The organism is Sphaerospermopsis aphanizomenoides BCCUSP55, assembly GCF_001586785.1.
GTDB classification, from domain to species: domain Bacteria; phylum Cyanobacteriota; class Cyanobacteriia; order Cyanobacteriales; family Nostocaceae; genus Sphaerospermopsis_A; species Sphaerospermopsis_A aphanizomenoides_A.
Genome location: NZ_LUFH02000009.1, coordinates 1 through 23,030, shown reverse-complemented (window position 1 = coordinate 23,030; position 23,030 = coordinate 1). Strand labels below are relative to the sequence as shown.

Below are 23,030 nucleotides of genomic sequence, written 5' to 3'. Positions count from 1 at the left end.
AAGCGCCTGATTCTGACAATTAAAAAATAGATGAGGTTAATAAAAAAATCCTCATCCTGTAAATCCTTAAATCCTGGACATTATCTCGACTTCGCTCGATAAGCGCCTGATTCTGACAATTATGATTGTTCTGAATTATCATCTTCATCAGTTTTTTTCATTCCCTCTTGGAAATTCCTCAGACTTTTTCCTAACACTCCTCCTAAATCAGGAATTTTCTTCGGTCCAAAAATCAAAATCGCAACTATGGCAATTATCGCTACTTCTCGCCATCCTAATCCAAACATATAAATTTCCTCTTGCATCACTGTCATTGATTATAGAATTTATTCCGTCCTAATTTGTAAATTTAACCAATCACTTAATTCATGTACCAGCCAATCAAGTTCTGATTCAGATATTAACTCATTATCATTACCAAGAATGTATTGTTTATGTTTACCAGCCCAAATTATAATTTTGGCTTTAATTTCTACTGTATTAACCTTCAGGTCTTTATACTCTGCTTTTCTGATTATTTGCAGTAAACAAATATCTTCTTTTTTCCCTGGTCTGGTAAATTTTATTTTTGTACCCAACAATTCATGGGTTAATGTAATTTGACGTTGATTGATCAATAATCTGATTTTACCAAACAAGCGAAAAATAAATTTATATATTAATGTTACTGACGCAATTAAAAAACCAGACAAAAATGTTAATACCAAGGTATCAAATGCTGAACTTTGTATATATATGATCGCATACAACCAAGTTACATAACTTAAAACTACACTGCCAAGAAATAAGCCGACTGTAGATAGTTTTAAGCCCACAGGGGGAATGATGATTTCGATGTAATCTTGATCCTTTGTTAGCTTAATTTTACTATCAGTTGGTTTTTTAGCAGTTAAATTAGTATTGTTTGACTTTGGTAACAGAGGCTTTTCTAATGCTTTCAATGCTTCATCCGCAGAATTTAAACGTTTTCCTAAACTGGGTTCAGTCATCAATTTTAACCAGGTAGTAAAATTTTCACTTAAATTAGCAACTTCTGCAAATTGAATCCGAAAATCCTTTTCTGGTAAGTCAGCAGGATGAGAACCTGTGACTAAATAAATTAATGTTGCACCTAAACTATAAAGATCCGAAGCGGGAACAGTTCTACCTCCAAATTGTTCCTGTGGCATATAACCATAAGTACCGACAATTGTTCTTGTTCCTGTTCCTTCCGTGGCTAAAACTGTTTGTACTGAACCGAAATCTATGAGATAAACTTCACCGACGCTATTACCTGTTCTGTCTCCCAATAATATATTACTAGGCTTAAGATCACGATGAATTACAGGAGGTTTCAGACTGTGTAAATAAACAAGAATCTTGAGTACAGATTTAGCAATTTGTTTAACTTCTGATTCTGTAAACTTGCGTCCACTTTGTAAGTATTGTTCTAGTGTTTTGGCTGGAATATAAGTTTGGATGAGAGCAAAACCTTTAAATTCATCAGAGTTGATTTCAAAATAATCTAAATAACGCGGTATACAAGGATGAGACAAAGATTTTAAAGTTTCGGCTTCTCGCTCAAATAATTTCAGATCATCCCATTGAAAATCACCACCAAAAGAAAGTAATTTAACTATTACCAATTCCTCAGTTTGTAAATCTTTTGCTAACAGCGTGCGTCGTCCGGCTTTTTTACCTAACTGCTTTTGCACTTCATAGCGATTTGCTAAGATATTGCCCATAGCTTTACGAGTTTACACCCTAGTTGTTTTACTAAATCAATCATGGCTTAGGTGGGATGCGATCGCCAAGAGGTTTAGATAATTTCCGCTTTTTGCACTCGACAGGGACAGGTTAGTAATTACGAATTACGTATCCCTTACGGGAGCCGGAGGCACTATTACGAATTACGAATTACGAATTACGAATTACGAATTACGAATTACGAATTACGAATTATAATTTACCTATTCTGTTTCTAGTGGTATACCTAACCAATCACTTAATTCATTCGCTATCCATTCTAATTCTGGTTGAGATTTAATACTGATATTATCAACATTAAACTCAAACTTTTTGACTCCTGACCAAATTACTAATTTGGGTGGTCTTTGAATTTTATCGCCATCACCATCTATGGTAAAATATTTGGGATTGTAAATTATTTTATTAATATTGATTCTAGGAGATGAACGGCGAGGAATTTGCAATTTCCAAAATTGATGACTAATAGCAATTTGTTTTTGGTCTATACGTATTTTAAGCTGGCCAAAAATACAATATACAACTCCATATATCATCCACAAACCAATTCCCCAAAAAGGTAGTGCAAATAAAATAAATGGAAAATTACCGGGAAAAGTTATAGAGATACCGCTAGTTGACCACAAATAAATAAATAGATTCCAAGCGACAGAAAACAAAGTGGCGAATACCATTGAACCATCAAAACCCACTGCGGGAACGGCAATTTCCAAAAACTCATCATTTTTGGTGAGTTTAATTTTACTACCTGCTGGTTTATCAACGGTTAAAGCAATATCAGTATCTTGTGGTTGTTCTAAAGCTTGCAGTGCTTCAGTTGCAGATGCAAACCGCTTTTCTAAATCTGGTTCTATCATTCGCTTCAACCAATTAGTCAAGCTGGGACTCAAAGAAGCAAGTTGCTCAAATTGAATACGAAAATTCTTGTGGGGTAAGTCTGCGGGGTGAGTACCCGTGACTAAATAAATCAAAGTTGCACCTAAACTATAAAGGTCAGAAGCGGGAACTGTGCGGCCACCAAATTGCTCTTGTGGCATATAACCATAGGTGCCTACTACTGTTCTTGTGCCTGTTTCTGCGGCTAAAATGGTTTGGACTGAACCAAAATCTACTAAATAAACTTTTCCTACACTATTGCCAGATCGCTCTCCCAACAAAATATTGCTAGGCTTAATATCACGGTGGATCACAGGTGGATTTAACCCATGTAGATAAATGAGTATCTCTAAAACTGATGCAGCAATTTCTTTCACTTCAACTTCTGTAAAAGTCCGTCCAGTTTGTAAGTATTGCTCTAGGGTTGTAGCTGGGATATGAGTCTGGATCAGGGCAAATCCTTGATAATTGGGTGAATTTACCTCAAAATAGTCGAGATAACGGGGTATAGAAGGATGGGATAAAGATTTTAAGGTTTGGGCTTCTCGCTCAAATAATTTGAGATCATCCCATTCAAAGTCACTACCAAATGCCAGTAACTTAACTATTACCAAGTCACCAGTTACCAAATCACGCGCTAATAAAGTTCGTCGTCCTGACTTTTTGCCTAACTGCTGTTGAACTTCGTAGCGTTCTCCTAATACTTCCCTACTCATCATGATTACTTATAGGGCGATGTTACTAAACTTTCTCTATTTTATTACTCGTTAAATTAGTTCAGCCAGTATCCTGTGTTAAATATTCCACATCTAAAATTCCCCATTTAACTAGGATGCTTGTCAAACCTAGCTTTCCCATTTTGAATTTTGAATTTTGAATTTTGAATTTTGAATCGCTTATGCCTTCCCAACTTTGGCCTTATGTTACCCCTGGTATTCCTGATGAGTTATTTGAGAATTTACCAGGTATTCCCTTGAGTCAGCGAGAATTAAGATTGTTGCTAATTTCCCAACTGCGACTCCAACCCGATTCAGTATTATGGGATATTGGGGCAGGGACGGGTACAATTCCCGTGGAGGTGGGATTGCTGTGTCCAAAGGGAAGGGTTATTGCTGTAGAAAGAGATGAAGAAGTGGCTAATTTAATTAAACGTAACTGCGATCGCTTTGAGGTAAAAAATGTAGAAGTCGTTGAAGGCAGCGCCCCAGAGTGTTTGCATGATATTAAAGTCGCCCCTCACCGTGTTTGTCTTGAAGGCGGAAGACCTATCCCAGAAATTTTACAAGCTGTGTGGCCTTATTTGCCCCCATCCGGTCGAGTTGTAGCTACAGCTGGTAATCTAGAAAGTCTGTATGCTATTTCCCAGAGCTTTTCCCAGTTAAGAGCTAGAAATATCGAAGTTGTGCAGTCGGCTGTGAACCGCTTAGAAACAAGGGGTTTTTCTCAAACCTTTGTCGCGGCTGATCCCATTTTTATTCTCAGTGGTGAGAAACTAGATTAAACCTGTTCGGTTTTCGGTTTTGGATTCAATCCAAAATCCAAAATCCAAAATCTAAAATCTAAAATCTAAAATCTAAAATCTAAAATACTATATATTATGCCCTGGTCTAGAATTATTAGTGGAATTATTGCGATCGCCCTGGCTTTATCTTCAACCCTGTTAGGGGGGTGGTACTTTACCATAGCAATTGCGATCGTTGTCTTTTTAGGTCAACAGGAATATTTTAATTTGGTACGAGCCAGAGGCATAGCTCCTGCTGCGAAAACTACTATGTTTGTTAGTCAAGTTTTATTAGCAATTTGCACTCTTAATGGTAGTTTAGCTGATGCCATCATGCCCATAGCAGGGACTCTGATTTGTTTTTACCTGTTGTTTCAACCCAAATTTGCGACAATTGCTGATATTTCCGCTTCCATTATGGGGCTATTTTATGTTGGTTATTTGCCTAGTTATTGGGTCAGATTAAGAAATCTTGATAGTGCAGCTATTAGCAATCTCCCTTTTGGTGGTTATTGGCCTAATAACTGGAACGACATTTTTACCCAGGGAAACTTTACCAACCTACTACAAGGTTTAACAATTACAATCTTAACTTTTTTATGTATTTGGGCTGCTGATATTGGCGCTTACATTTTTGGTAAGTTCTTCGGTAAAACCCGTTTATCAGATATTAGCCCGAAAAAAACTGTCGAAGGAGCAGTTTTTGGGATCACAGCCAGCGTTATAGTAGGTTTAGCCGGGAGTTATTTTCTCGATTTTCCTTACTACCTGATTACTGGTTTAACTTTGGGTTTGTTGATTGGTATTGCCAGTCTTTTAGGTGATTTAACTGAATCTATGTTGAAGAGGGATGCAGGTGTGAAAGATTCAGGACAATTGATCCCCGGTCACGGTGGTATATTGGATCGGACTGATAGTTATATTTTTACTGCTCCTTTAGTTTACTATTTTGTCACCCTGATTTTGCCTTTATTAAAGTAATTTGTAATGATCAATTACTTCCATTTACTGCCATTTGCTATGGCTAATGCCCTGATAACTGATCACTAATAACTGATAATTAAATTTAGGGGTTGACATTAATCCGTCCACGGCATATTAATTGATGAGATTTCAAATTTATTTCCTGGAGATCAACATCTGATCCCAGGTTCATACTATATCCTGCATCATTTTCTAACACTGGTTCTTGGTTGTATTTAATCTGAATCTGCGATAGTTGTAATTCCTGCCCGTTGAGTAGTTCTAAACTCACAGCCATCTCAATCAATGTAGATTGGCTTTGGGGTGATGAAACACCAGATACTATTAAGCGCCCATTGTCAAGTGTAATTTCCTGCCAAGAAACTGGCTTGGATTTTTCCCCCTGTTCTGGTAATAATTTAACCAGGATATCATTTATAGCTGTTGATAATAATTCTGATGTCAGGGAGTTATTTAGATGCTGTTCCTCCACCATTAGTTCAGCCACCACAGGCACAATTTCTAATAACTGTAAGGATTTACCCTTCAGTACACCGCCAATATTTACCCGTATATTCTCTGCTTTCATTTGAATGCTTGTCACATGGACACCCCGATAAACTGCATCAGTAGCCAAAATAAATACTGAGGGAATACAACCAGAAAGGAGTTGGTGATCGCTTGCTCCAATCTCAACCTCAATCTGGGATACTTGAGTTAGTTGTGTTCTTAACCAAAGCTTGATTGCGGTGGTGAGAGCCTTCGTAATTAATCGTATTTTCTTACCTGTCGTCACTGGGAAACGTTTATCTGTCATTTAACAAGTTTAGCTGGTATTTTTGGTGAAAATCTGGGAATCTTAACCAGTTCTTAAATATAAAACTTATGGCTATTAACTACAAAATGGGAAGATGAGATTTTGAATATTCAATTAAGAAACAGCGCACAGCAGATAAATTGACAACTGATCACAAGCAAAGGAATAAGCAATTTTTACATGGAGGCACGGGTACAAAAAATAATTTCTCAATGGGGTATAGCCTCACGTCGTGAAGCCGAAGAGATGATTAAGGAATCACGAGTGAAGATCAATGGGATTTTGGCACATTTAGGTCAAAAAGTCGATCCCCAAATAGACACCATCAGCATTGATGGCAAACCTGTTTCTCAAAGTCAGCGTCCCTCTTTAATCTATTTGTTACTACACAAGCCACCTGGTGTTGTTTCCACCTGTGACGATCCCCAAGGAAGAACGACCGTTTTGGATTTACTGCTACCAAAATTACAACATGGTTCAGGTATTCACCCAGTTGGACGTTTGGATGCAGACTCTACAGGAGCATTAATATTAACAAATGATGGGGACTTGACATTTGCCCTAACTCATCCTAGTCATAATATTGCTAAGACATATCATATTGTTGTTAAAGGACATCCCCCAGAAGCAGTTCTAAGGATGTGGCGTGAAGGCGTAATTCTGGAAGGACGCAAAACACGCCCAGCTAAGGTGCGATTAATCGAATCTTGGTCTCATCAAAGCAGATTAGAAATTATTTTGCAAGAGGGGAGAAATCGCCAGATTCGTCGTGTAGCTGAACAGCTAGGATATCCAGTTATTCAACTCCATCGCACGGCCATAGGTTCAATTCAATTACAAAACCCCAAGACTGGATTTCTCAGTGTAGGTGACTATCGTCATCTGACTTCAGAGGAAATGATTTTTTTAAACAAGCAGATAAAGCGGATACCTATTAACGATTAAGCTGAGTTACGGAGTGTAATCAAAATTATGAAATGGCTAAAAAGAAAAAATGAAAAATTGAGTAAACCTTCAATAGAGCAGCAACAAGCAGAAAAATTAACACAGTTGGGCAATAAATTGGCAGCTTTGCGTGAACAACAGGGTTTAACTCTAGATGAAGTTGTGGTACAAACTAGAATTCCCAGACGACTACTACACGCAATTGAAGTAGGTGATTTAAACGATTTACCAGAACCAATTTATATTCAGGGTTTAATTAGACAGTTTGCTGATGCGCTTGGACTCAAGGGAGCAGAATTTGCCAGCAATTTTCCTGTCGGTTATCAACAGGTGAGTTTCCAAAGCAATAGTCCACTCAAACCTATTCCTCAACTACGTCCTGTTCATCTGTACTTACTGTACATTTTCGTGATTATCTGCTCTGTCAACGGCTTGTCTCAGTTATTGAATCAGGCCGCTTTGGAAGCAAACAATGGACAAAATCAACAAAAGCTACAAAAGAACTCGGATTTAACAGTAGATAAATTCCCAACCCAGGAGACACAAGAAATTCAAGTTGCCAGTAACACAACTGAATCTCAAGTTGTAGAGATTGGTGTCACATTGAAGTCATCATCCTGGATTCGTGTGGTTGCTGATGGTAAAACCGAATTTGAGGGTGTTTTACCAGAAGGAACTCACCGCAATTGGAAAGCTACTGAGGAACTGACAGTGAAAACCGATAATGCTGGTGGTGTGTTAATGAGTGTGAATCAACAACAACCGAAACAGATGGGAAAACCGGGGAAAATGGAAGAAATCAGGATTGCATCTGGTAAAGTCAGGTCTTAATCACATCTGTTTCAGTAGGGTTGAGGTTAACTATTGCAAGGAGGAAAGAAACTCATAGCCAAGTTAGAAATCAAGCTGGATGAACTTTTTTCTTAGGGTAGTTGTCTTTGCTATGCTTCATGAAATAGAAAATTCATCACTGGGATACAGATGAATCTCAGACACATTTACGTAAATTCTAATGTGTTTTTATTATACAACTACCTTTCCCTGGAAGTGAAAGGTTTGGGGAATTGGAATGGTTTGATTTTTTCTCCTTGAAAAAAGAGGTTTTAAACCGGGAATGAAACAATTGTCAATTATCAATTGATAAAATAACTGTGTTGCGATCGTATCCCAACCCAATCAAACCTAGCCCTGAATAAACACTGAGGTAGGAGTATTGAAAGCAAGCATAGTTTACTTTATATTACTCACTCCTAACCTCCTGATCAGGAATTTCTGGGAGCGCGTCCATAAAGTTTGGTAATAATTTTTAAGCGATCGCTCAATTCCTGAGTTAAAACCCCGGACTGATAGCGCCACTCCCAATTACCCTCAGCTGTACTGGGATAGTTCATTCTGGCTTCGGTTCCCAATCCTAAAACGTCTTGTAAAGGAATAATCGCTTGATTGGCGATGGAACTCAAAGCTAATCGAATTAAATCCCAGTTTATACCATCAGGACTGATAGATCCCAAATATAACAACAAATTTTGCTTTTCGTAATCATTCGCAGTATTAAACCAGCCTACAGTTGTGTCATTGTCATGAGTACCAGTATAAACTACAGCATTTCTGGGATAATTGAACGGTAAAAACGGATTACCGGGATCTGAACCAAAGGCAAAATGTAATACCTTCATACCGGGAAACTCAAATTGATCTCGTAGTGCTTCTACTTCCGGTGTAATAATTCCTAAGTCTTCCGCCAAAATTGGTAATTTACCCAACTTTTGTTTAATTACCTCAAAAAACGCTACACCTGGGGCTTCAATCCATTCACCATTGATAGCAGTTTCTTCACCTTGGGGTACAGCCCAAAAAGCCTCAAATCCTCGGAAGTGGTCAATCCGAATTATATCTACATAATCCAGCATGGCTTCAAAACGTTGTACCCACCATTTAAAGTCTTGCTTTTGCAACTCTTCCCATTTGTAAACTGGGTTGCCCCACAATTGACCTGTGGCGCTAAAATAATCTGGTGGTACACCCGCCATTAAAGCCGCTGCACCAGTTTCTTCATCTAAAGCGAAAATATCAGGATTAGCCCACACATCAGCACTATCATGGGCTACATAAATGGGGATATCACCAATAATTTCTATGCCGTTTTGATTAGCGTAATTTTTTAGTTCTGACCACTGACGGAAAAACTCATATTGAATGAACTTGTAATAAAATATCTCCTGTGCTAACTCTTGCTCTATTCGGGCTAATACTGCGGGTTCACGTTTTGCTAGTTCTGGTTCCCAATTGTTCCAACTTGCACCATTTCGGGCATCTTTGAGCGCCATAAACAAAGCATAATTATTGAGCCAATAGCCTCTAGTATTACAGAAAGTGTGAAATGCTTTTCTTTGGATCTCAGTGGCGTGATGTTTAAAATTCTCACTAGCTTTTTTGAGTAAATTTACCTTAACAGGTATAACTTGCTCAAAATTCACTTTATCAGCGGAAAATGCTGGTAAATTAGCAAAATCTTCGGCAACCAACAAACCCTCATTTACTAGCTTTTCTGGACTAATTAAAAAGTAATTTCCTGCCATTGCTGAGTAGCACATATAGGGAGAATTACCATAACCAGTGGGTCCGAGTGGTAAAACTTGCCAATATTGCTGGTAGCTATTTTTGAGAAAATCAATAAAACGATAAGCTTCTAAACCTAAATCCCCAATTCCGAAGCGACTGGGAAAAGAACTAGGATGGAGTAAAATACCGCTTGATCTAGGAAAAGGCATAATTAACCTAAAATATAAAAGAAAGCAATTGCGCGGATCGCAGTGCCAAAGGCGATCGCCTAAAAGACACGCATCGAATTGATCATGCCATACTCAGGGTTGACATTTGTTGTTCATGAAGAAATAGGAAAGATGGTAAAGAAATGAGAAGATTAATCAAGATACATCAGGAGTCAGTAGAGACGTTCCGCTGGAACGTCTGTACAGGAGTAAAACTCTCTTTCTGTCTATATTTCAATTTAGATGCTGTACCTCATTGATCTGCAATCTGCTGTAATTAATACTCAATCTAAAATCTAAAATCTAAAATCTAAAATCTAAAATCTAAAATCTAAAATCTAAAATCTAAAATCTAAAATTGTATGACTTACAGAAATCCTGCACCTACCGTTGATATTGTTATCGAATTAATTGATAGACCCCATCGACCGATTATATTAATTGAGAGACATAATGAGCCTTTAGGATGGGCTATACCAGGTGGGTTTGTAGATTATGGTGAACCTGTGGAAGAGGCAGCACGGAGAGAAGCTGAGGAAGAAATAGGTTTAAAAATAGAGTTAATTGAGCAGTTTTTGGTTTATTCTGATCCCAGTCGTGACCCCCGTCAGCATACGATTAGTATTGTATTTTTGGCAACTGCAACGGGTGAACCTGTGGCTGGTGATGATGCTAAGGGTGTGGGGATTTTTGAGCCTTGGTGTGTTCCCGGTAATTTATGTTTTGACCATGACCGGATTTTGCGGGATTATTGGCGGTATAGAAATTATGGGATTCGTCCGAGGTTGGGGTAAGGTGACAGGTGACAGGTGACAGGTGACAGTGAAGAAAGCAGGGGAGCAGGGGGAGAAAAAGTCGTTTTATTGACATAAATTTGAATGATTTATTTTTTGCTTCTCTTTAATATCAATGAACCACAAAGACACGAAGGAAGAGAGGAGGATTAAGATTACATAGATTCATCAAAACTATTTAATTATGTTAATAATTCTTTACTTTCTTTCCAGAGGTTAATCTTGCCATCACGATAGATTTTGGCGATAAATGGAGCAGGATGTTTACGAACAAATTCTTGCATTGGAACTATTGCTTTCAGAAAGAATCTTTAGATGCAAACCTGGCCAGAACTAACCTTAATTCAGCAAATTTTACTAATGCTAATTTAACTGATTGTGATTTGAGTCAAGCAAACAATCTAACTAATGTCATATTCAAAGATACGAATTATCAACGAGCAAAGATTCGGGGCGTTAATCTATTAAATAAAGATTTATCAGCTATAAATCTGGCTGAGGCTGATTTAGGTGCAGCAAATCTCAATGGCGTAAACTTCCGAAAAGCTTATTTGAAAGGTACAAATTGAGAAAGAGCAGATTTGCAAAAAGCGGATTTAATGAATGCAAATCTCGATGGTGCAAACTTGAGACGAGCAGACTTAACTGGTGCAAATATCTATGGTGCAACCTTTAAAAATGCTGACCTCATAGGTGCGATAATGCCAGATGGAGAAGTTTACACAACAGATGTTGATTTAGACTTCCTTAAACCAGATGCACCCTTAAAAAAAGATATTCCTATGACTCGTCAAGTTATCCGTACCGATAATGCACCCGCACCAGTTGGCCCCTATAATCAAGCTATTCTCGCTTCTGGACAAATGCTGTTTGTTGCTGGACAGATAGCCATTGATCCTCGGTTGGGTGATGTTGTTTATACCGATGATGTCACCAAGCAAACGGAACAGGTAATGAGAAATATTGAAGCTATCCTGACCGCAGCAGGAGCTACATTTAAAGATGTTGTGAAAACAGGTGTATTTTTAGCTGATATGAAAGATTTCGCCGCCATGAATGCGGTTTATGCCAAATATTTTTCTGAAGATACAGCCCCTGCGCGTGCTTGTGTGGAGGTATCGCGTTTACCTAAAGATGTGTTGGTAGAAATTGAGTGTATTGCTGTTATTAACAGTTAATTATACGGTGGGCAATGCCCACCCTGGGTTTTTTCCACAATTAAATAAATTTTGATAGTATTATCAAATACAATTAACTTAAGGGTGATTGCAGGTGAAAGTGGTGCTGATGGTAATTTTGGCGGTACTTGTAGGGTTGTTTGTAGTGATAGAGTTAGGATTGCGATCGCTATTTGGTTTTGGTAATCCTTTGATTTACATTGGTGATGAACAAATTGGTTATTTATTAGCACCAAATCAGAAAACCTACCGCTTTGGAAGTCGAATTGAAATTAATGAATTTTCCATGCGGAGTGACCCAATTTCCAAAATACCTGCACCTGGAACACTAAGAGTTTTGCTATTAGGTGATTCTATTTCTAATGGTGGTTGGTGGACTGACCAAGAAAATACTATTTCTCATCTGCTGATGAAATCTTTATCTGAAAGCAGTAATTATCAACAAGTTGAAGTTTTAAATGCTTCTGCTAACTCCTGGAGTCCCCGCAATGAATTAGCATATTTACAAAAATTTGGTACTTTTCAATCTCAAGTAATAGTATTATTAATTAATACAGACGATTTATTTGGAACTGCACCAACTTCCTTACCAGTGGGAAGAGATAAGAATTATCCTGATCGTAAACCACCTCTGGCAATTGTGGAAGTATTACAGCGTTATACTTTTAAACAAAAGCCAATTCCCGAACTAGAAGCTTTGTATCGAGAAGGAGGCGATCGCGTAGGGATAATTTTGGCAGCAATTGGTAATATTCAAACCTTGACTCAAGCAAATAATAGTCAATTGATTGTAGCTATGACTCCCTTACTACGGGAATTGGAAGCCAATGGAACACGGGATTATGAAATAAAAGCGCGTCAACGTTTGCAGGATTTTGTGACAGAAAGGAATATTACCTACATAGATTTTTTACCTATCTTACAAGGAGTTTCTAATCCAAAAAGCTTGTATCATGACCACATTCATCTCAATTTAAAAGGTAATCAGTTAGTGAGAAATGAAATTGAGCGATCGCTTTTAGGGAAAATTAAATAATAGATTAGCAGATATTTGATTTAAGAAGTGATAGTTCCCAATAATGGTAAAACTTTGCGTTTTAATAATTCAACTAACTCTGCTTGCATATATTCATATTCATCCGGAATATCTAAACAGATAATTTTTTTATCTTTGAGAAAGGGTTGAAAGTTTTTAGATAGTTTACTTTTATGGGATTGTTCCATTACAAATATTATATCAGCCCATTCTATAGCTTCTGTAGAAACTGGAATTTCGGCGGTTCTGTCTAAACCTGCGGAGTCTACTTCTAGTCCTGGATATTCACAGAATACAGCTTCAGCAGTGGGACTGCGGAGTCTATTTTGGCTACAGAGGAATAATAGTTTTTTCATTCACATGAGGTACAAGGTTTAATAATTAAACGCAGATGGACGCAGATAAACGCAGATGATTTTGTATTTCATCAACTAGGGAATTTTATAGCATAACATTAGTTGATTCTTGCTATTTAGACCTTAATTTTTCTCTTTCAACTAGTCTTTCTTCACTATTCATTTGTAATAACTTGACTGTTGTGCGTCCTTCAGGAGTTAAACCGACTAAAACCACTTCTGAAAAGCTGAAATGAGAATTCCATTTCTGAGTGCGAGGGTTGAATAAAAAGCTAAAACTGCCTGTTTCTGGGTCAAATGATCCTAAATCACTACCTTTATAACGGTTGCAACGCCAACAAGTGAGTGCTAGATTTTCAGCAGTTGTTTTTCCACCGTGCTTTTCAGCAATAACATGATCAATTTCATGAGAAAAAAAAGCAACTCCTGCGGGTAGTAAGCAATATTCACATTGATAATTTGCACGTTCTTCTACTAAGCGGCGAAGTGCAGACGGAATGTAGGATGTACTCACGGTTGATTAGTCAAATAAGATAAATTACCAGCTTTAATCATCACAATTAAATGTTCAATACGTTCATACTCATTCAGTTCTTGTAACTCAATGGGTGTAAGTTCTCCTGCTTTGCTGCGTGTTAGTAAAGTACGCAACCTATCTTGCATTTCCGGTGTGGGTTTAAATTCAGCAATTTGTTGAGGAGTGGGGTTACTGGCAAGAAAATTAAGGATATATTGATAAACTTGTGCTGGTATTGCTGGTTGTTGAAGACTCAAAGCAAGTAGTTCTGGTAGGCGGTCATTGCCTATTTGTGCTAGTTGTTGGGATAATTCTTCTGATACTTCTAGAGTAATTTTGGGCATGGTTGATTTTTTCCAAGTGTGTTATTTTCTATATTTAAATTGTGACATTTATTTTAATAATGCAAATACATTTCACAATTATTCAAAACCTTCTTGAATAATCTTTACATCTTCCAGTAAATTAACTTCAGTATAATGTCGTTGAATTTTCCTGTTTCCTAAAAGCTGCTGAAATTCCCAAACAGATAAATTAGCTAAACGTCGCGCTTGTCCAAAGGTAAATATATTTTGCTCATACAATTGTAAAGTTAATTCTTGACAAATAGCTTGCTCACCTTCGTTAATTAAATCAGATGATAATTGGAAATTAATAGAAGTCATAAGATGTGAAAAAATACTTTATGTCAATATATTAGCAGTCTTGTTTTATTGCTTCACTCATTAGCTGTAAATCTTCTTTGGGTATTGAACCTGCAAAATGTAGTAATTCTTTACCAGGAACACCTTTGATTTTTGAATTTGTCAAATTGCGGGCAAATTCTAGGACTTGATATTGCAAGTCTTGAGGCATGATTTTTAATTGTTCAATAATTTGGTCAGAAATAGATACATTCATAATGTTTCTTCCTAGTATTTTGAAATACTGTGTTTTTGGGAAATCAACGTCTAGGGGTACTCATAGTCTGTTTCTTGTTGATCTAATTCTAAAAAAAGTTCTTCAGCATTCCACACTAAATCGTCATCTGATAAAGGTGGAAAGTCTAAATTTGTAAACCGTTTCAAAATCTCTACAGCTATTTCTAGTCTTGCTGATTCTGGTAAACTATCAAATATGTTTAATAATTCTTTCACTAAAGTAGTCATGGATCTTTTCTCCATACACTTTTATAGCATAACATGATTATAATATTTCTGTGATACAATTGTGAATATATTTATTTACTCAATCACATACAATGGGCAAAGCTGTTAAAACCCAAATTGTCAAAATTGGAGATTCGCAAGGTGTTTTTATTCCTAAAACATTATTAGAACAAAGCGGAATTACTTCAGAAGTAGAAATAGAAGTTCAAGGAAATCATCTAATTATTCGCCCAGTTAAACAAGTAAGAAAGGGTTGGGAAAAAGCATTTATAGAAATGGCAGAAAACGGCGATGATGTTTTATTAGATGATGTCTAGAAGCTGGTGTAAGTAAAGTTTTTTTATACATTTTATAGTCAAAATTTAACCAAATTATTTAAAAATAAAAGTCAGTCAAGGGTAGACCTTGCTACCACGATCTGAAAAGTCAGACCTCTTGACTGATAATTTAATTATAATATATCTAGTTTCTAATCTAACAATTCTACTACAGCAGATTTTTAATTTCAGGACTTATACCACCAGCAGATAAATAAAAATCTTGAATTTTCTGGACGTACTCGTAAATCAGTTTGTGCAAACCTGAATCAAAATCTGAAAATCCTTCCTCTGATAAATCTTCATTTTCATGTTGCCAAGCTAAATGACCCGGACATGGTGCTTTTGACTTCCAAATTTTCTTGTCTTTGTCTGTTGGAGTCATGCTTTTATCCCAGATACGAATTATATATATATTATTTGGCCAGCTAAAGTAAACTCCCAACTCAATGAAAGATTTTTCTAAATTAGCTTCTATTTCGTAATATCTTGATGAAGGAAAATTTTCATTATATTGATGATCAACTATTAATTCCAATTTATTAGATTTGTAAGCCTGAATAATTGAATCTGAAATATATATCAAGTTATTTTCAAGTTGGCGATAATTAAAGTCAGTTCTTTTCTTTTCTGTCATGAGATTTCTAATTGTGAAATTTTTGCTAAATATTAACAGCAGTCAATTTAATTTGCTGCTTGAGATAGTTTTCCAAAAATTACCCCAGCAGAGTTACTATGTAATGTTCCTGATAAAGTCATAATTACTCTACTTCTATCTGTTGCTTGAGGTAACTGATTAACATTAATATTATATTCTTCTAAATCGCGGCTTTTTAGTTTAGCATTCACGGTAACTTCAAATGATTTAGGAAAATCACATCTATAATCAATAATATCTGAAAAATTTTGATTAATTATTTTTTTAATTATTGCTAAATCTAAACCAAAAAAGAAGTATTCATCTGAGCTTATTGGGAACACTTCAACTACTCCACTTCTATTTAAAACTAATGTTCGTGATAATGTATATGAATCAGGTATTTCAAATCTATCACTAAATCTATTTATCACGCGTTGTAAATTTAATTCTTCTTATTTATCCATTACCTGATTATCTCTTTTACGATTTGCTAATGCTATCAAATAATTGGCTCTAGAAAGTAGATTTAGTTGCTGAAGATAAAAGCTAAGTCTAGATAGTAATCGCATCTTTCTAGGGTTATTAAATTCATAAACTACTGGAGGATCTAAAATCCGACAATGTGCCATAACTTCAGGATTAGAGGAATAAGATGTTATGACACCGTAGAGTATATTGTTATTATTTGCTTTTGTGCGTTGTACTTGTTTCTTAGCTTCAATATCACTTTTCATAGTGTAAATTGAATTAGAATTTTTATTAGTCTCCGCATATGAACCTTTAGCCTCAACTTCAATAAATTGTTCCCCATCGGAAGCTATACAAAAATCCAAATCTTTTAGCTTTTGTGAATTATGAGGAGGAATAATATTCCAATCTGCTTGAGTCAGTCCATGAATATGACTAATTAAAGCTAGTGCTACTCCAATTCCTAATGTTTCAGTAAGTGATTTATCTTGGTTATCTGAACCATGATATTTTGCTCTGATAGTATCAGCATTTAGATCAAAATAATCTTCAATATATCCCCATCTTTTAGGTAATTTAGACTTTAATTCTTCATAACTATTGAATCCAAAGATAGGTTTTTGCTCTCTAAAAAGTCCATAAGTCCATAAATCTTCATTGCTACAATCAAACCCGTCCTCAACTAGCTTTGTTATAAGTTCATATTTCGGAGTGTTTTCTAATAATTTTCTGTGTTCTTCATTATAAAAGGATACCTTTATACTAGGCATAATAAATATTTTCACTCAACTTGATATCCATAATTGTATTACATAAAACTAACAAAGAATATGTATATCTTAGTGGAAATGTTCGCAGAATAAATAACCTTCCCTCTTCTTCCTCTTCTTCCTTCGTGTCCTTCGCGCCTTCGTGGTTCATTCCTCATAAAACAAAAGACGCAGAAAACGCCTCTCTTGCGCCTCTGCGTCTCTGCGTGAAAAAACCTAAACCATCTCAGAAGTCTGCACCGTAGGCTGTGCTTGAGGCTGGAACATAAACAGCGAATAAACCACATCACGGCGGATATTCACCATCATATCCAAGAACAACTCATAACCCTCACTCTTATACTCAATCAGCGGGTCTTTTTGACCATAACCACGCAAACCAACCGACTCGCGCAAAGCATCCATTTGTTGCAGATGTTCCCGCCACAAAGTATCTATGCGTTGGAGAATAAAGAACCGTTCAGCTTGACGCATCAAACCCGGTTGAATTTGGTCAATTTGCGCTTCCTTCATATCATAAGCAATACGCGCTTGTTCATGGAGGAAAGCCTTAATTTCCGGTACACCCATGTCCTCCAACTGACTGGCCTGCATATCAGCCAACAGGTAAACAAACTCCTTCACCTTATCCACCAACTTGTCTAATTCCCATTCTTCCGAAGGTAACTCAGGGTTGATGTAATAATCAACGATGTCATCCATCGTTTTTTCAGCGTATTTAATGACCTGTTCCTTTAAATCTTGACCTTCCAACACCCGGCGACGTTCCGCATAGATAGCACGACGTTGGTTATTCATTACCTCGTCATACTCAAACACCTGTTTACGGATATCGTAGTAATAAGTCTCGACCTTTTTCTGTGCGCCTTCCAAACTGCGAGTCAACATACCCGACTCAATAGGCATATCTTCCTCTACCTGGAACGCATTCATCAACCCAGCAACGCGATCGCCCCCAAAGATCCGTAATAAGTTATCCTCTAAACTGAGGAAAAACCTTGTCGTTCCAGGGTCGCCTTGTCTTCCCGCCCGTCCGCGCAACTGGTTATCAATACGGCGTGACTCATGGCGTTCTGTACCAATTACGTGCAAACCGCCTCTGTTGACCACATCATCATGTTCAGTGCTGGTAAACTCTTCATACTCATGCTTAATGCGCTGGTAAGCTTCCCGCAATTTCTGAATTACAGGGTCATCTGTAGGCGCTTTTTCCGCTGCTACAGCTACCTTTTCCTCTGCTTCCAACTCTGGTAAACTGCGTTCACCGTACTCCTTCACAGCCACTTCTACAGCTTCTTTTAATAGCTGTTCTGTCTCCTTCGATAGCTGGGTGGGGAAAATTTCTGGGGAAGCCCGCCAAGTTTTCACCTTTTTACCAGGAACAAAACCTTGACCGCCACCATGACCTGTAGGTAGTCCAGAAGCCCTTTGCATACTAAAAACATCTTCATCTTCTGGGCTGACGATACGGGGCATAAAATATTCCCGCAGTTTCAACCGCGCCATATATTCAGAGTTACCACCCAGGATAATATCTGTACCCCGTCCCGCCATGTTGGTGGCGATAGTTACAGCACCCCTGCGTCCTGCTTGGGCGACAATTTCCGCTTCCCGTTCCACGTTTTCCGGTCTAGCGTTGAGTAACTCGTGGGGAATATTGATTTCCTTCAGGAGTCGGCTAAGAAGTTCGGATTTTTCGACGCTAGTTGTACCCACTAACACAGGTCTACCATTTTCGTGCATTTCTGCACATTCTTTAGCGATCGCTCTCCATTTTCCAGCTTCGGTCTTAAACACCATATCAGACAGGTCTTCCCGTCTTCTCACCCGGTTGGTAGGAATAACAGTTACTTCTAACTTATAAATTTTTTCAAATTCCACCTCTTCCGTCTTTGCTGTTCCCGTCATTCCCCCCAACTTGGGATACAGCAAAAACAGGTTTTGATAGGTAATAGTTGCCAAAGTCTGGGTTTCTGGTTGAATTTCCACCCGTTCCTTCGCTTCAATGGCTTGGTGTAAACCATCACTCCAACGTCGTCCTGGTAGTACCCGACCTGTAAATTCATCCACAATTACAACTTCATCATTGCGGACTATATAATTCACATCCTTGAGGAACAATTCCTTAGCCTTAATTGCATTAAAGACAAAATGCGCCCAAGGATTTTCCGGGTCAAACAAATCTGTCACACCCAACAGATTTTCCGCTTCTGCAAAACCCTCATCAGTTAAAAGAACGTTACGATCCTTTTCATTAACTTCGTAATGTTCATCTTTTTGGAGAGTAAAGGCAATTTCCGCTGCTTGCAAATATTTTTCTGTCGGTCTTTCCACCTGACCAGAAATAATTAACGGTGTCCGGGCTTCATCAACTAAAATCGAGTCTACTTCGTCAATAACGCAATAATTAAACGGACGTTGCACCACCTCAGCCATAGAGGTAGCCATGTTATCCCGCAGGTAGTCAAAACCGATTTCACTGTTAGTTACATAAGTAATATCACAGTCATAGTTTTTCCTCCGTTCCGTTGGACTCATGGTAGCTTGAATCAGCCCCACGCTTAAACCCAAGAACCGGTGTACCTGACCCATCCATTCTGCGTCCCGACGTGCCAAGTAATCGTTAACAGTAATAACGTGAACACCTTTACCAGTGAGGGCATTTAAATAACTCGGTAAGGTAGCCACCAAGGTTTTACCTTCACCTGTTTTCATTTCGGCAATTTGCCCAGAATGCAGAATCACCCCACCTAATAATTGCACATCAAAGTGGCGTAACCCTAACACACGCCGTCCTGACTCTCGGACAACAGCAAAAGCTTCCGGTAAAATATCATCCAGAGTTTCACCTTTAGCTAGTCTTTGTCTAAATTCAGCGGTTTTACCTTTTAACTCATCATCAGAAAGTGCTTTAATTTCTTCCTCTAACAGGTTAATTTCTGTAATGTAAGGCTGGTATTTTTTAAGTTTACGAGCGTTGGGATCGCCCAACAAGAGTTTTAGCATGGCAGTTTATGGAAATAAATCAAGGGGAATGGAAATTAAAGTTTTAGCTAATAGCTATATGATTATAGACACTTTACCCAACCCAGCTATTATGCTTATGGATGGCTGAGAAATGAGAATTTACTCAAAAACCAAATGAAAAAACCCCAATCACCTGGATATGATGATTGGTTTCAATCTATATTTTATATTTAAAGTCCCTTTATAGTATCATTTTGTCAGCAGAAGGCGCAGGGGACAGGTAACAGGTGACTGATGTTCACAAGCAAAAATGAATTTTTAATTTTTAACTTACCTTTGGGGGTGAAAATCCCCTGCTTCTACAAGCAGCGGGTTTTGCGTCGGCGTAAAATCCCCGTTGCAAAACGTAATTCTAAATTCTAAATTCTAAATTCTGCATTCTTTTAATTGTTTTCTGGTGTCAAGCTGCGGAAATTATAATCCTTAGCACCAGGATGACAACTGATACAACCGTCCATTGTCACAGGGTTTGGTAATTTTACACCAGGATGCAAAGCCTTGAAATAACGAGATTTCCCGAGGCGATAGGGTGTATCTTCGTCTTGGAGTTGCACACGAGAGAATGTAGAAACATATTTCCACACAAATATGCGCTGCGGATCTGCTAAAGGCTGAATTTGTGCGCCGTAATGCTGGGAGTCTTCGAGAATATTTTTCCAAGTTTGGGTGGGAAATACTTGTGGTGGTAAGGCAATATGACAGGTTGAACAGTTTTCTATGTATAATTGTTGCCCTAATTGGTAATTTGCGGGTACTACGTCAACGGTGCCAATTGCTGGGGGGTTAGCGGCCTGGGTGCTGGTGGCTAAACCCAGTATAAATCCTATGGCGATACTCCAAGCGAAAATCACCAGCATGACAATCAGCAGTTGGCGTTTGAGTTTTTTGTGGGATGATTTAGGTTTAAATAAAGTAGACATTAGTTTAAGTGCTTGAAGTTAGATATCTAGTATTTTGCACACCTAATATACAATTTATAACATTTAATTGCATCATTTATGATTTATTAACAGGGTTTATTTTTTAAACTTAATTAAATTAATTCTTTTTCAATAAGTTCAATTAATTCCAGAATATTACGAGATTCACTAGCTTCTACATTAGATTCTTCTATTATATGAACATGATGGGGAAAATTAGGTAAATCTGGAAAATGTTGCATATTATCCCAGCGTTTTCTTAAATTTTGCTTTTCTTCATCCATCCACTGATAATGATAATCCAGGGTGAAAAAATGTCCGTTAATAATAGTAAAGGATTCTGCTATTTCTAAAAAATCATTATTTACTAAAGTTAATCTAGCTCGGAAATATCCCCGATCAAATAAAGTTTTTTCTTCCACGATAGAGATTTTGATAATGATGCGACTTGTTGCCAGCTTAATTTTTACCGTATTAATATAATCTTGTAATTCCATCGGTTCACTATGCTATTATATTAAGTCTATTATTTATTGTGAATTTGTTGTTTAGCATTTGTCCACTTTTCATAAAATACACTCCATTCTATCATATCTATTTCATCTCCTAATTGTCCTTCTTGAAATTTTTGATAGAAGTCGCTAGAAGACATTTGATATTTTGTCTCAAAATTCTTTAAACTTTGTTCTAAGTCTGAAATATCTTGCTGGGTTGAATTGACCGATAGTGAAGATGATTTTACCTGATTAACTTTACTTTCTAAAAGCTGTCTTTCTGCTGGAGATAAAGAGAGGATAATTTGAGCGATAGATTCAACTAATTGGGTATTCATAATGTAATTTTTACCGTTGATTAGTTTATACCAGGTTAATTTTGAAAACTCTTATTTTACAAGGATGGTTGGTTGTCTTACCTCATGGATATTCAAAGTGCTATATTTCTTCATTATATTTTATTTATCCAAATTTAACTAGCAGTTAAGAAATTAGGTTAATACAGATTTGGGCAATTCTATTTTTTTACACGATGTGTTATTTACAGTTTTTATAATTTCTTTCAAAAAGTTCAATCCCATAATATTCTTCTGCAAACTCTATCGCCAATGCTTGCCAACTTGCATCAAATCTAGGGTAAAATTTAGGAGTGCAAACATAAGCTTCTAGAATTAACCCGGCGTAGTTTCTATTTAATTTAAAGTTAAATAAACTAATAGTATTTGTTTATTGCGTAATAGCCTCTTATCTGTACCTATGTCTAGCCCTTGCTTCTGCGCTGGTTGCCCTTACTTAGAACTCTCCGTAACATGAATAACTGTCATCACCAAGTACAAATTCGCCATGAGAATCACCACATCCTAGAAGTCCCTGTTTACCATCTATAGGAATAAAACCAACCCTCGTAGCATTGCTGACAGTAAATAATTTATTGCCATCAAATCCTTCTACAATAGTTTCAGTACCTTTAAATTTAATAATAAATGTATTATCATCGAAGTCAATACTGGCAATGATAAAAGATTGTCCTTTATAGTCTGTGACTGAAAATTCTTCTCTCAACTCTATTTGTAGAAAATCAGCAAAATTTGGAAAAACGTTTGATAGAAGTTCCTTAATATCGTCAAATTTGCTCATCTTCTTTTAAAAGTTCTAGCGTGGATACTGTCCAAAGCCTGAAAATCACCACCAAAAATTTCGGAAACAGTATCCAAATAATTTTGTTGAATAGTACCTTTTTCAGTATTAAAAATTTATTCACCATAATTTGTTTTTTCAGAAATAGATTGATTACCTAATGAGTAAGCAGAAAAATCATTTGCTTTTAACCAGGAGTCTTTAGGAATTATTTGTGCTACTTCAGCTTCTGCTGCGGGATTTTTTTCCACTACTCTATTTGCAAAGAGTAGATTATTAAAAACTGTGAGTATGTAAGGACTATGGGTAGTAATAATCAGTTGATTATCTTCATCGTGATTCACCATTAAAGCTAATAATTCAATCAGTTGTTTTTGGGCAACAGGAAATAAATGTGCTTCTGGTTCTTCTATGATTCTTAATACTTTTACATCGTCAAGTATGTTAAGGAAAATATCTTGTAAAATCCTTATACACTCTTGCTGTCCTGATGAAGCATTAGACAGATAAACATATTCCTCTGTTTCCTGGTTAAATACAATTTTTTCTCCTCTGTTATCAATACAGTATTCACCTTTCATTATTTTATTTATTTTATATGTAATTAGA

28 protein-coding genes and 1 pseudogene are annotated in these 23,030 nt (G+C 36.9%); 9 read left to right on the top strand and 20 right to left on the bottom strand.

From position 1 onward, the window contains the following. Positions 1–119 precede the first annotated feature (119 nt). The 3 genes from tatA to A0J48_RS03790 form a co-directional block, all read right to left on the bottom strand. Positions 120–287, bottom strand: coding sequence for a twin-arginine translocase TatA/TatE family subunit (gene tatA, locus A0J48_RS03800; protein WP_200320551.1), 168 nt, complete (start codon positions 285–287; stop codon positions 120–122). A 39-nt stretch (positions 288–326) separates the two neighbouring features. Next, on the bottom strand, positions 327–1,724 hold the full coding sequence (locus tag A0J48_RS03795; RefSeq protein WP_200320470.1) for a serine/threonine protein kinase: 1,398 nt from the start codon (positions 1,722–1,724) through the stop codon (positions 327–329). 225 nt (positions 1,725–1,949) lie between these two features. Further along, entirely contained in the window at positions 1,950–3,338 is a 1,389-nt protein-coding gene (locus A0J48_RS03790) for a serine/threonine protein kinase (protein WP_200320549.1), read from the bottom strand. A gap of 182 nt (positions 3,339–3,520) precedes the next feature. Here A0J48_RS03790 and cbiT point away from each other — a divergent pair, with 182 nt between their 5' ends. Continuing rightward, positions 3,521–4,123 carry a precorrin-6Y C5,15-methyltransferase subunit CbiT gene (gene cbiT / locus A0J48_RS03785; RefSeq protein ID WP_200320469.1) on the top strand — a complete coding sequence of 201 codons (603 nt, stop codon included), beginning with the start codon at positions 3,521–3,523 and terminating at the stop codon, positions 4,121–4,123. A gap of 96 nt (positions 4,124–4,219) precedes the next feature. After that, entirely contained in the window at positions 4,220–5,104 is an 885-nt protein-coding gene (locus tag A0J48_RS03780; RefSeq protein WP_200320468.1) for a phosphatidate cytidylyltransferase, read from the top strand. A gap of 85 nt (positions 5,105–5,189) precedes the next feature. Here the strand turns inward: A0J48_RS03780 and A0J48_RS03775 are convergent, their stop codons facing one another. Further along, positions 5,190–5,903: an LmeA family phospholipid-binding protein gene (locus A0J48_RS03775; RefSeq protein ID WP_200320467.1), complete on the bottom strand. Its 714-nt coding sequence runs from the start codon at positions 5,901–5,903 to the stop codon at positions 5,190–5,192. Between the two features lie 180 nt (positions 5,904–6,083). Here A0J48_RS03775 and A0J48_RS03770 point away from each other — a divergent pair, with 180 nt between their 5' ends. Continuing rightward, a complete protein-coding gene (locus tag A0J48_RS03770; protein ID WP_200320466.1) occupies positions 6,084–6,848 on the top strand; it encodes a pseudouridine synthase in 765 nt (254 codons plus the stop codon). A 27-nt stretch (positions 6,849–6,875) separates the two neighbouring features. Next, complete coding sequence (locus tag A0J48_RS03765) at positions 6,876–7,679, top strand: helix-turn-helix domain-containing protein (protein WP_200320465.1); 804 nt, start codon at positions 6,876–6,878, stop codon at positions 7,677–7,679. 431 nt (positions 7,680–8,110) lie between these two features. Here the strand turns inward: A0J48_RS03765 and malQ are convergent, their stop codons facing one another. Continuing rightward, positions 8,111–9,619, bottom strand: a complete 1,509-nt coding sequence (gene malQ / locus A0J48_RS03760; RefSeq protein ID WP_200320464.1) for a 4-alpha-glucanotransferase — start codon at positions 9,617–9,619, stop codon at positions 8,111–8,113. A gap of 362 nt (positions 9,620–9,981) precedes the next feature. On the opposite strand from malQ, the gene A0J48_RS03755 reads away from it, so the two are divergent. From A0J48_RS03755 to A0J48_RS03745, 4 genes and pseudogenes are all read left to right on the top strand, one after another. Next, entirely contained in the window at positions 9,982–10,413 is a 432-nt protein-coding gene (locus A0J48_RS03755; protein WP_200320463.1) for an NUDIX domain-containing protein, read from the top strand. 260 nt (positions 10,414–10,673) lie between these two features. Further along, positions 10,674–11,090: pseudogene (locus tag A0J48_RS26740) on the top strand (pentapeptide repeat-containing protein); the annotation flags it as partial. Between the two features lie 24 nt (positions 11,091–11,114). Beyond that, positions 11,115–11,591, top strand: a complete 477-nt coding sequence (locus A0J48_RS26735) for a RidA family protein (RefSeq protein WP_411841118.1) — start codon at positions 11,115–11,117, stop codon at positions 11,589–11,591. A 94-nt stretch (positions 11,592–11,685) separates the two neighbouring features. After that, positions 11,686–12,627 carry an SGNH/GDSL hydrolase family protein gene (locus A0J48_RS03745; protein ID WP_325078404.1) on the top strand — a complete coding sequence of 314 codons (942 nt, stop codon included), beginning with the start codon at positions 11,686–11,688 and terminating at the stop codon, positions 12,625–12,627. A 20-nt stretch (positions 12,628–12,647) separates the two neighbouring features. Here A0J48_RS03745 and A0J48_RS03740 read toward each other — a convergent pair whose 3' ends face one another. From A0J48_RS03740 to A0J48_RS03715, 6 genes are all read right to left on the bottom strand, one after another. Then, entirely contained in the window at positions 12,648–12,983 is a 336-nt protein-coding gene (locus A0J48_RS03740) for a low molecular weight protein tyrosine phosphatase family protein (RefSeq protein WP_200320462.1), read from the bottom strand. A gap of 112 nt (positions 12,984–13,095) precedes the next feature. Further along, complete coding sequence (locus A0J48_RS03735; RefSeq protein WP_200320461.1) at positions 13,096–13,497, bottom strand: HNH endonuclease; 402 nt, start codon at positions 13,495–13,497, stop codon at positions 13,096–13,098. Beyond that, the gene (locus tag A0J48_RS03730) at positions 13,494–13,844 is read right to left on the bottom strand and encodes a hypothetical protein (protein WP_200320460.1); all 351 of its coding nucleotides are present in this window, start codon (positions 13,842–13,844) and stop codon (positions 13,494–13,496) included. Before A0J48_RS03730 ends, A0J48_RS03735 begins: the two co-directional genes overlap by 4 nt. Before the next feature lie 78 nt (positions 13,845–13,922). Next, entirely contained in the window at positions 13,923–14,165 is a 243-nt protein-coding gene (locus tag A0J48_RS03725) for a UPF0175 family protein (protein WP_200320459.1), read from the bottom strand. 31 nt (positions 14,166–14,196) lie between these two features. After that, positions 14,197–14,400 (bottom strand): hypothetical protein, encoded by a 204-nt coding sequence (locus A0J48_RS03720; RefSeq protein WP_200320458.1) that lies wholly within the window; start codon positions 14,398–14,400, stop codon positions 14,197–14,199. Positions 14,401–14,450: 50 nt separating this feature from the next. Continuing rightward, positions 14,451–14,648 (bottom strand): hypothetical protein, encoded by a 198-nt coding sequence (locus tag A0J48_RS03715; RefSeq protein ID WP_200320457.1) that lies wholly within the window; start codon positions 14,646–14,648, stop codon positions 14,451–14,453. Between the two features lie 92 nt (positions 14,649–14,740). On the opposite strand from A0J48_RS03715, the gene A0J48_RS03710 reads away from it, so the two are divergent. After that, positions 14,741–14,965 (top strand): AbrB/MazE/SpoVT family DNA-binding domain-containing protein, encoded by a 225-nt coding sequence (locus A0J48_RS03710; RefSeq protein ID WP_200320456.1) that lies wholly within the window; start codon positions 14,741–14,743, stop codon positions 14,963–14,965. Positions 14,966–15,134: 169 nt separating this feature from the next. Here A0J48_RS03710 and A0J48_RS03705 read toward each other — a convergent pair whose 3' ends face one another. The 9 genes from A0J48_RS03705 to A0J48_RS03665 all read right to left on the bottom strand — a co-directional run. Further along, positions 15,135–15,602, bottom strand: a complete 468-nt coding sequence (locus A0J48_RS03705) for a hypothetical protein (RefSeq protein WP_200320455.1) — start codon at positions 15,600–15,602, stop codon at positions 15,135–15,137. A 47-nt stretch (positions 15,603–15,649) separates the two neighbouring features. After that, positions 15,650–16,036, bottom strand: coding sequence for a hypothetical protein (locus tag A0J48_RS03700; protein ID WP_200320454.1), 387 nt, complete (start codon positions 16,034–16,036; stop codon positions 15,650–15,652). Positions 16,037–16,057: 21 nt separating this feature from the next. Then, positions 16,058–16,843, bottom strand: coding sequence for a hypothetical protein (locus tag A0J48_RS03695; protein ID WP_200320452.1), 786 nt, complete (start codon positions 16,841–16,843; stop codon positions 16,058–16,060). A gap of 216 nt (positions 16,844–17,059) precedes the next feature. Further along, positions 17,060–19,849, bottom strand: coding sequence for a preprotein translocase subunit SecA (gene secA / locus A0J48_RS03690; protein WP_200320450.1), 2,790 nt, complete (start codon positions 19,847–19,849; stop codon positions 17,060–17,062). A gap of 404 nt (positions 19,850–20,253) precedes the next feature. After that, a complete protein-coding gene (locus tag A0J48_RS03685) occupies positions 20,254–20,790 on the bottom strand; it encodes a cytochrome C (protein WP_200320448.1) in 537 nt (178 codons plus the stop codon). A gap of 113 nt (positions 20,791–20,903) precedes the next feature. Continuing rightward, entirely contained in the window at positions 20,904–21,287 is a 384-nt protein-coding gene (locus A0J48_RS03680; protein ID WP_200320446.1) for a toxin-antitoxin system TumE family protein, read from the bottom strand. A gap of 29 nt (positions 21,288–21,316) precedes the next feature. Beyond that, entirely contained in the window at positions 21,317–21,622 is a 306-nt protein-coding gene (locus tag A0J48_RS03675; protein ID WP_200320444.1) for a hypothetical protein, read from the bottom strand. Positions 21,623–22,076: 454 nt separating this feature from the next. Further along, positions 22,077–22,421 (bottom strand): hypothetical protein, encoded by a 345-nt coding sequence (locus A0J48_RS03670; protein WP_200320442.1) that lies wholly within the window; start codon positions 22,419–22,421, stop codon positions 22,077–22,079. Positions 22,422–22,537: 116 nt separating this feature from the next. Continuing rightward, positions 22,538–23,030, bottom strand: a 493-nt coding sequence (locus tag A0J48_RS03665) for an AAA family ATPase (RefSeq protein WP_234300701.1), incomplete at its 5' end; no start/stop codon positions are given.

Coding starts and splice junctions, on each gene's coding strand:
- A0J48_RS03780 (WP_200320468.1), top strand. CDS start 4,220: ATGCCCTGGTCTAGAATTATTAGTGGAATTATTGCGATCGCCCTGGCT.
- A0J48_RS03715 (WP_200320457.1), bottom strand. CDS start 14,648: ATGACTACTTTAGTGAAAGAATTATTAAACATATTTGATAGTTTACCA.
- A0J48_RS03705 (WP_200320455.1), bottom strand. CDS start 15,602: ATGACAGAAAAGAAAAGAACTGACTTTAATTATCGCCAACTTGAAAAT.
- A0J48_RS03675 (WP_200320444.1), bottom strand. CDS start 21,622: ATGAATACCCAATTAGTTGAATCTATCGCTCAAATTATCCTCTCTTTA.
- A0J48_RS03710 (WP_200320456.1), top strand. CDS start 14,741: ATGGGCAAAGCTGTTAAAACCCAAATTGTCAAAATTGGAGATTCGCAA.
- A0J48_RS03680 (WP_200320446.1), bottom strand. CDS start 21,287: ATGGAATTACAAGATTATATTAATACGGTAAAAATTAAGCTGGCAACA.
- A0J48_RS03770 (WP_200320466.1), top strand. CDS start 6,084: ATGGAGGCACGGGTACAAAAAATAATTTCTCAATGGGGTATAGCCTCA.
- A0J48_RS03685 (WP_200320448.1), bottom strand. CDS start 20,790: ATGTCTACTTTATTTAAACCTAAATCATCCCACAAAAAACTCAAACGC.
- secA (WP_200320450.1), bottom strand. CDS start 19,849: ATGCTAAAACTCTTGTTGGGCGATCCCAACGCTCGTAAACTTAAAAAA.
- cbiT (WP_200320469.1), top strand. CDS start 3,521: ATGCCTTCCCAACTTTGGCCTTATGTTACCCCTGGTATTCCTGATGAG.
- A0J48_RS03765 (WP_200320465.1), top strand. CDS start 6,876: ATGAAATGGCTAAAAAGAAAAAATGAAAAATTGAGTAAACCTTCAATA.
- A0J48_RS03775 (WP_200320467.1), bottom strand. CDS start 5,903: ATGACAGATAAACGTTTCCCAGTGACGACAGGTAAGAAAATACGATTA.
- malQ (WP_200320464.1), bottom strand. CDS start 9,619: ATGCCTTTTCCTAGATCAAGCGGTATTTTACTCCATCCTAGTTCTTTT.
- A0J48_RS03725 (WP_200320459.1), bottom strand. CDS start 14,165: ATGACTTCTATTAATTTCCAATTATCATCTGATTTAATTAACGAAGGT.
- A0J48_RS03695 (WP_200320452.1), bottom strand. CDS start 16,843: ATGCCTAGTATAAAGGTATCCTTTTATAATGAAGAACACAGAAAATTA.
- A0J48_RS26735 (WP_411841118.1), top strand. CDS start 11,115: ATGCCAGATGGAGAAGTTTACACAACAGATGTTGATTTAGACTTCCTT.
- A0J48_RS03730 (WP_200320460.1), bottom strand. CDS start 13,844: ATGCCCAAAATTACTCTAGAAGTATCAGAAGAATTATCCCAACAACTA.
- tatA (WP_200320551.1), bottom strand. CDS start 287: ATGTTTGGATTAGGATGGCGAGAAGTAGCGATAATTGCCATAGTTGCG.
- A0J48_RS03755 (WP_200320463.1), top strand. CDS start 9,982: ATGACTTACAGAAATCCTGCACCTACCGTTGATATTGTTATCGAATTA.
- A0J48_RS03670 (WP_200320442.1), bottom strand. CDS start 22,421: ATGAGCAAATTTGACGATATTAAGGAACTTCTATCAAACGTTTTTCCA.
- A0J48_RS03795 (WP_200320470.1), bottom strand. CDS start 1,724: ATGGGCAATATCTTAGCAAATCGCTATGAAGTGCAAAAGCAGTTAGGT.
- A0J48_RS03790 (WP_200320549.1), bottom strand. CDS start 3,338: ATGAGTAGGGAAGTATTAGGAGAACGCTACGAAGTTCAACAGCAGTTA.
- A0J48_RS03720 (WP_200320458.1), bottom strand. CDS start 14,400: ATGAATGTATCTATTTCTGACCAAATTATTGAACAATTAAAAATCATG.
- A0J48_RS03740 (WP_200320462.1), bottom strand. CDS start 12,983: ATGAAAAAACTATTATTCCTCTGTAGCCAAAATAGACTCCGCAGTCCC.